This window comes from Nostoc sp. CHAB 5715, assembly GCF_020829685.1.
In the GTDB taxonomy this organism is placed as follows: domain Bacteria; phylum Cyanobacteriota; class Cyanobacteriia; order Cyanobacteriales; family Nostocaceae; genus Nostoc.
Map to the genome: position 1 here is coordinate 1 of NZ_JAIVFR010000432.1, position 6,037 is coordinate 6,037.

The 6,037-nt window shown below is 44.4% G+C and carries 8 protein-coding genes; 7 read left to right on the forward strand and 1 reads right to left on the reverse strand.

Annotated features, from left to right (window positions below; translation table 11 throughout):
• Nucleotides 1–110: transposase (locus LC574_RS22285; RefSeq protein WP_229455519.1), on the forward strand; the 110-nt coding region annotated here is incomplete at its 5' end.
• Nucleotides 111–594: 484 nt separating this feature from the next.
• Here LC574_RS22285 and LC574_RS22290 read toward each other — a convergent pair.
• Entirely contained in the window at nt 595–921 is a 327-nt protein-coding gene (locus LC574_RS22290; protein WP_229455689.1) for a collagen-like protein, read from the reverse strand.
• 1,330 nt (nt 922–2,251) lie between these two features.
• Between LC574_RS22290 and LC574_RS22295 the strand changes: the two genes are divergently transcribed.
• The 6 genes from LC574_RS22295 to LC574_RS22320 all read left to right on the forward strand — a co-directional run bounded on the left by LC574_RS22295 (nt 2,252) and on the right by LC574_RS22320 (nt 5,401).
• Complete coding sequence (locus LC574_RS22295; RefSeq protein WP_267871635.1) at nt 2,252–2,521, forward strand: hypothetical protein; 270 nt, start codon at nt 2,252–2,254, stop codon at nt 2,519–2,521.
• Between the two features lie 95 nt (nt 2,522–2,616).
• Nucleotides 2,617–2,883 carry a hypothetical protein gene (locus LC574_RS22300; RefSeq protein WP_229455690.1) on the forward strand — a complete coding sequence of 89 codons (267 nt, stop codon included), beginning with the start codon at nt 2,617–2,619 and terminating at the stop codon, nt 2,881–2,883.
• Nucleotides 2,884–2,971: 88 nt separating this feature from the next.
• Nucleotides 2,972–3,238 (forward strand): hypothetical protein, encoded by a 267-nt coding sequence (locus LC574_RS22305; protein WP_267871636.1) that lies wholly within the window; start codon nt 2,972–2,974, stop codon nt 3,236–3,238.
• 88 nt (nt 3,239–3,326) lie between these two features.
• Entirely contained in the window at nt 3,327–3,596 is a 270-nt protein-coding gene (locus tag LC574_RS22310) for a hypothetical protein (RefSeq protein ID WP_229455691.1), read from the forward strand.
• A 41-nt stretch (nt 3,597–3,637) separates the two neighbouring features.
• Entirely contained in the window at nt 3,638–3,811 is a 174-nt protein-coding gene (locus LC574_RS22315; RefSeq protein WP_229455692.1) for a hypothetical protein, read from the forward strand.
• Between the two features lie 639 nt (nt 3,812–4,450).
• Nucleotides 4,451–5,401, forward strand: a complete 951-nt coding sequence (locus LC574_RS22320) for a bifunctional 2-polyprenyl-6-hydroxyphenol methylase/3-demethylubiquinol 3-O-methyltransferase UbiG (protein WP_229455694.1) — start codon at nt 4,451–4,453, stop codon at nt 5,399–5,401.
• The last annotated feature ends 636 nt before the right edge of the window (nt 5,402–6,037 follow it).

The following is a 6,037-nucleotide window of genomic DNA, read 5'->3' on the forward strand; positions in this document are numbered from 1 at the left end:
TTAATAATAAGCTCAAGTTAATTAAAAGGCTTGGATATGGCTTTCGTAACTTTAGCAATTTTAGATTACGCAGCTTATTAAACTGGCATTTTACTATTAATTATCCATAAAAGTAACCGAAGAACCAAAAAATTTAAATGATCACCTGGTTGGTGGCGTAACTTATTTAGAGAAGCTTGCATTTTCAATTTACCTTAGTCGCAGCAGTACAATCCAATAGCCAAATGTTTGGCAATGGAAGCAAGATAAGTAGATCCACAATCTTCTTCAATATGTTGTGCAACAACTTGGTATCTCATTTCACACTCCAGTATCCAATAACATTGGGACAGAACCCAAAAAAATAGCAGGGTTTTGTCCCAATACTGCGTAGGTTTTGAAGATTTGTAGGTTGGGTTGAACATTCGTGTTACCCAACAAAGCCTTGATAATGTTGGGTTACCCTGCGGGAAGCCCTTCTCTTCGAGAGGCAATGCCTTCGGATCTACGTTCCTCAACCCAACCTACTCCAGAGTGATTTTTCAGGCTTAACCGAGCAGTATTGGGTTTTGTCCCTGCGTGGTTAAAATTTTGACCAAGAGCCTAGTTGTACTATTATTCCCTTATATTTGCTACTCGGGACAATAGCCTTTCTAAAAGTTTTTTTCTAGTTGTAATTCGTTTGGATCTCTGTACATTTCGTCCAGATACTCCGACTTGTACAGATACTCCGGCTTGTACAGATACTCCGGCTTGTCCAGGTGCTCCGTCTTGTCCAGGTGCTCCGGCTTGTCCAGGTGCTCCGTCTTGTCCAGGTGCTCCGTCTTGTCCAGGTGCTCCGGCTTGTCCAGTAGTATTAACTATACTCTGACCAGCAGACAAGTTTGCTTCTTCGGTTTCAGTTAGTGAGATAAACATTGGGGATGTTTGAGTGCTTTCCATAGTTAACCTAAATTGCCAATTATCAGTTTTGAACTTTTGACAAAGCTGTTTTCACTTAAGATAACGAGAGCAAGGGCGTACCAAAATTGTTATATTCCATATCTCAACAGAGGAAATATCGGGAATTTTGGTATCTTTACTTTACTTACTCCAAACTAATAGACAGACTTGCTTATTAGTTTGGAGTAAGTAAAAAAAAAAGAGTTTCGCTATCCACAAGTTATTAGAGAGATTGGCTTCTTCTGTTGGTGCTTAATACAGTAAAGAATGTGCTTTCGATGATTTTGGTTATCCCTTAATTGTTGGGATTAAAGTCACGTCATACCAATTCTCTATGAAGAAGCGTCTATAGTGCAAGAAATAAAGAACTAACCGCCAAGTGCGCCAAGTACACCAAGAAATAAGAAATTAAGAGATTTGGCACAGCTTCACAAAGAAACGGTATCACTCCAAAGTAATAGATATAAACGGTAAAAGAGTATATTTACTAACTTTGTCTGTATCGCTACATGGTAAGCGCTCAATAATCCGGGGTAAATCGCTCACTGACAAGCCTCAAATGACGTAAAATCGTTCCCGAAGTGGTTGTCCGCCCCGATTTATTCAGCGGATGCGCTACATGGCTACATGTATTATACGACTGTCGCTAAATAGGTCAAGCAAGTAGTTGTTTAAGAGCAAACATCTTACATAGTTAGTATTTATACAAATTTAATTAAAAATAAGTTCTTATTTATCAAAAAATCGCAGGCGTTAATCTATATCTATTGATAGATTGATATATTGAAAAATATATGCATATCTAAAGGCTTAGTTTTGTTTAAAAAAAATGTATAAGTTAAGCCAATATGCTTGGGTTAGCGCCAAAAACCTTAAACTGCGTAGGTTGGGTTGAGGAACGAAACCCAACATTTCCGGGGTTTTGTTGGGTTGCGCTTTGCTTAACCCAACCTACAATTTTTCTTAACCCAAGCGTATTGTAAGTTAAGCTACTTAGCTATTAATACTGATAAGGTAACGAAAATTCACAGAATTAAACATATAATCAAGCAAATTCAATAACATTTTTTACAGAATTTGTACCTAAAGAGATTCATAAAACTTAAAACTGGGATTCTGCATTTTTGATAAGTATTTTTATGTAAAAAAATCTAGTTTTTTAATTATTTTATATAACAGTAAGTTGCAGGAATATAACTTATTTTAATACAATAACGCCTAAGTTTACTTAATTATTCATCGGAAAAAACAATTGTATTTGGGTGAATACTGGTAGTCTGAAAGTAGAGCTATACAATAGCTTGTCTAATCAAATTCATGGAGAAAAATCATGTCTTTTTTCACTGAACTCACTCAAATTGAAGAAACCAGCCTAGTGGGTGGCAATCGTGGCGGTAATGCCAATGGCGGTCGTGGTGGTCGTGGCGGTCGTGGCGCTCGTGGTGGCGATACCGGAGTCGTTATTGGTGGAGAAAATGCCGGCGACCTTACTAAGAGTGGCAATGGTGATGGCGGTGCTGGCGGTGCTGGCGGTCTTGGCGGTGTTGGCGGCAAGGGTGGCACTGGCGGTGCTGGCGGCAATACTACCGGCGGCATATAGTGTCTAGGAAGCGTGGTCTGAAAGGCTCGAGTGTCAAGCTGGCACAAAAATAGAGCTTTGGTAGCTGAGGTTGATTTATCTTTTGGAGAGCAAAAATGGAAAGCACACTGTTTACTGAACTTACTCAAATTGAAGAAACCAGCCTAGTGGGTGGCAATCGTGGCGGTGATGCCAATGGCGGTCGTGGCGGTCGTGGCGGTCGTGGCGCTCGTGGTGGCGATACCGGAGTCGTTATTGGTGGAAAAAATGCCGGCAACTTTGCTAATAGTGGCAATGGTGCTGGCGGTGCCGGTGGTGCCGGTGGTGCCGGTGGTGCTGGCGGTGCTGGCGGCAAGGGTGGCGATGGCGGCAATAGTGTCTAGGAAGCGTGGTCTGAACGGCTCGAGTGTCAAGCTGGCACAAAAATAGAGCTTTGGTAGCTGAGGTTAATTTATCTTTTGGAGAGCAAAAATGGAAAGCACACTGTTTACTGAACTGACTCAAATTGAAGAAACCAGCCTAGTGGGTGGCAATCGTGGTGGTGATGCCAATGGCGGTCGTGGCGGTCGTGGCGGTCGTGGCGCTCGTGGTGGCGATACCGGAGTCGTTATTGGTGGCGGAAATGCCGGCAATCTTGATGCTAGTGGCAATGGTGCTGGCGGCAAGGGTGGCGTTGGCGCTGCTGGCGGTGCTGGCGGTGCTGGCGGTACTGGCGGCAAGGGTGGTAATGTTGCCTAGAAACCGTGGTCTGAACGGCTCGAGTGTCAAGCTGGCACAAAAATAGAGCTTTGGTAGCTGAGGTTAATTTATCTTTTGGAGAGCAAAAATGGAAAGCACACTGTTTACTGAACTGACTCAAATTGAAGAAACCAGCCTAGTGGGTGGCAATCGTGGCGGTGATGCCAATGGCGGTCGTGGCGGTCGTGGCGGTCGTGGCGGTCGTGGTGGCGATACCGGAGTCGTTATTGGTGACGGCGGAAATGCCGGCAACCTGACTGATAGTGGGAATGGTAAGGGCGGTGCTGGCGGTCTTGGCGCTGCTGGCGGTGCTGGCGGTGCTGGCGGTACTGGCGGCAAGGGTGGTAATGTTGCCTAGAAACCGTGTCTGAACGGCTTCTGTGTCATGACCTCAAAGCAATGATTGAGATGCCTGGGCGTATTGGCTTTAAGAAGTCTCACCGGATGGTGTCCGGCAAGACCTTTCTAGAACCAACTGCCTGGAGGAAGTCCCAGGCTTGGTTAGCTGGTGTCTCAGTAGTCTGGAGCAGGATTTTTCCTAAAGGTTGCCGCTCAACTTTTGTGAGCAATTAACCTGGGAAAAAGTCCTGCTTTTTTCCGAGGGGAAGTTAATATATTAACTCTTTTCTTTGAACTTGGCAAAAACAATAAGTCCTAAAAATTCCTTTAAGGTTTCCCGCAAGGTTTTTTTTAACGTATTGCCCGCACTATAAAAGGTTTGAGAGTCTAAGAGGGTGTTTTAAAAGTCGGACAGGTTGTAAAAAAGCTCTCTCGGTATACGCTGTGAATAGATAGTAGACAGCACCGAGAGAGCAACATGAGTAAAGCATACCCGGATTATTACGATTAGAGATTTTTTTGCAACACAACCATAATTTCTGTATAACAGCAAGATGAGAGGAGAAGCCCCTTTAAAAGCGGTACTAATGCCCACGATCAAGCCGACAATAAAATCGTCATACGTCATATTTTTAGCATTTAGTCGATTGATTCAGTGATACTTTTCGGGTCAACATTTTCTGAAGGATATTATTTAATTAGTTTATGGAACTCGAAGAAAAGCAACAAAAAACTGAGGTAGCTCCAGACTCACCTACTGAGGCGACTTCTTCGCAGCCAGAGGAGATGTTCGCACAAACCGATCCAGGAGTATTGCTCCAAGGGATGCTTGCCCGTCTGAACACACGTATCAAGCCACGCGGTGAGGTGATTATGCCAGCGGTACCGGCATTACTGGACCATTACATGGAGTCATTAGCAACGCTGTTTGAGACGCTTGGCAAAACTTTCTCTGCTGAAGATCTAGAGCAACTAAGTGAGATTCTTGCCGAACAGCTTGAAGAAGGGTTTCGTGCCTCTCCTCACTCAAATGTGGTCGTTCGGTATCAGCCAGAGAAATCACCATCCACAGGCATTGTTTATCATATAGCACCGGCAGTTTCTACGGTTACAGACGAGTATAAGTACTGGGTTGAAACCAGAGAGCCACCTCTGTTCGGGAAATATCCTGATGCGAAGGTCATGAACATCGCCGCTCAGCTCGGTGACCCTGCTAGTGTACCCATTTTAGACGTTGGTGCAGGTACAGGTCGCAATACATTGCCCCTGGCAAGGCTAGGACACGCAGTAGATGTAGTAGAACTTACACCTGAGTTTACCGAGCAAATCCAGGCAGCAGCAACAGCAGAGGGATTGGCGGTCAATATTACCCAAGGGGATATTCTCGACCCACTGGTGCAGATGCGACCTACCTACTATCAGCTGGCTGTTGTGGCAGAGGTGGTTTCTCACTTCCGAACTCTGGAGCAGCTCCGGTTGCTATTGGCTAAAATGTGTGAAGTACTCCGCCCTGGCGGTCTGTTGCTGCTCAACTCATTCTTAACAGTAGATGACTACGAACCAGACCAATTGGCACGGCAGATGTCGCAAGTGAATTGGTCATCCTTCGTGACGAAGTCAGAGTTGGCGGCGGCAATAGATCAATTACCCATCGAAATGTTGTCAGAGGAGTCAGAGCTTGAGTATGAACGCAATCATCTACCATCTGAAGCGTGGCCGCCAACGGGCTGGTTTATTAACTGGGCCAGTGGTCGCGATCTGTTTGGTTTTGACAACGTAAAGCCACCTATGGAATTACGCTGGTTGGTGTTTAAAAGACTTTAAACAGCTAGTTCAGATAGTGAAAACTATCCGCGACATTCACGACGACTCTAGGATTAGAAATCATACTGAGTAACCCTAATCCAAACTTTATTCACCCACTCTAAAGTGACAAATCTCTCTTGCCATCAGCAGTTAGACCACGTTAGGTGGGCTTTTTCTAGTTGCTACTATCCCTCTTCTGTCGCTCTCCGCAGATGAAGAGATGTAACCCTTACCACACAAGACTTTTAGTCTAAAGCAATGATTATATCCATCATATTATAAAATAAAGCCACAAACCCAATCCCAGTCAGAGTTTTAAAAGTTGCCTTTGATTTTTGTTTTCGGAAAGTGACAGAAGAGGGCTATAGCGTTTCCTAAGCAGATGAGGTACACCCAAATGTTTTTTACCAAGGTTAGTAGCTTTGACAATGTACCTCACCAGGTCGGAAGCGCTATAACCCAAGTTGCTAGTTACTCTTATGAGCGATCGCTTTGGGACAGTTAAGCATGGGTAAGTCCTAGTTTATGTCAAATGCCCCACCCACAAGGGGATGTGGCTTGCAACTAGACCACAAGGGTCTGTGGCATACGGGTAATTGACTGTACCCTGTCTCTCCGTCTGACCAGCAGTAGAGAGAAGAAGTTTCTGTTCTC

What these genes read in the sequence shown, in the direction of transcription:
- LC574_RS22315 (WP_229455692.1), top strand. Translation starts at nt 3,638, where the DNA reads ATGATTGAGATGCCTGGGCGTATTGGCTTTAAGAAGTCTCACCGGATG.
- LC574_RS22305 (WP_267871636.1), top strand. Translation starts at nt 2,972, where the DNA reads ATGGAAAGCACACTGTTTACTGAACTGACTCAAATTGAAGAAACCAGC.
- LC574_RS22295 (WP_267871635.1), top strand. Translation starts at nt 2,252, where the DNA reads ATGTCTTTTTTCACTGAACTCACTCAAATTGAAGAAACCAGCCTAGTG.
- LC574_RS22300 (WP_229455690.1), top strand. Translation starts at nt 2,617, where the DNA reads ATGGAAAGCACACTGTTTACTGAACTTACTCAAATTGAAGAAACCAGC.
- LC574_RS22290 (WP_229455689.1), bottom strand. Translation starts at nt 921, where the DNA reads ATGGAAAGCACTCAAACATCCCCAATGTTTATCTCACTAACTGAAACC.
- LC574_RS22310 (WP_229455691.1), top strand. Translation starts at nt 3,327, where the DNA reads ATGGAAAGCACACTGTTTACTGAACTGACTCAAATTGAAGAAACCAGC.
- LC574_RS22320 (WP_229455694.1), top strand. Translation starts at nt 4,451, where the DNA reads ATGCCAGCGGTACCGGCATTACTGGACCATTACATGGAGTCATTAGCA.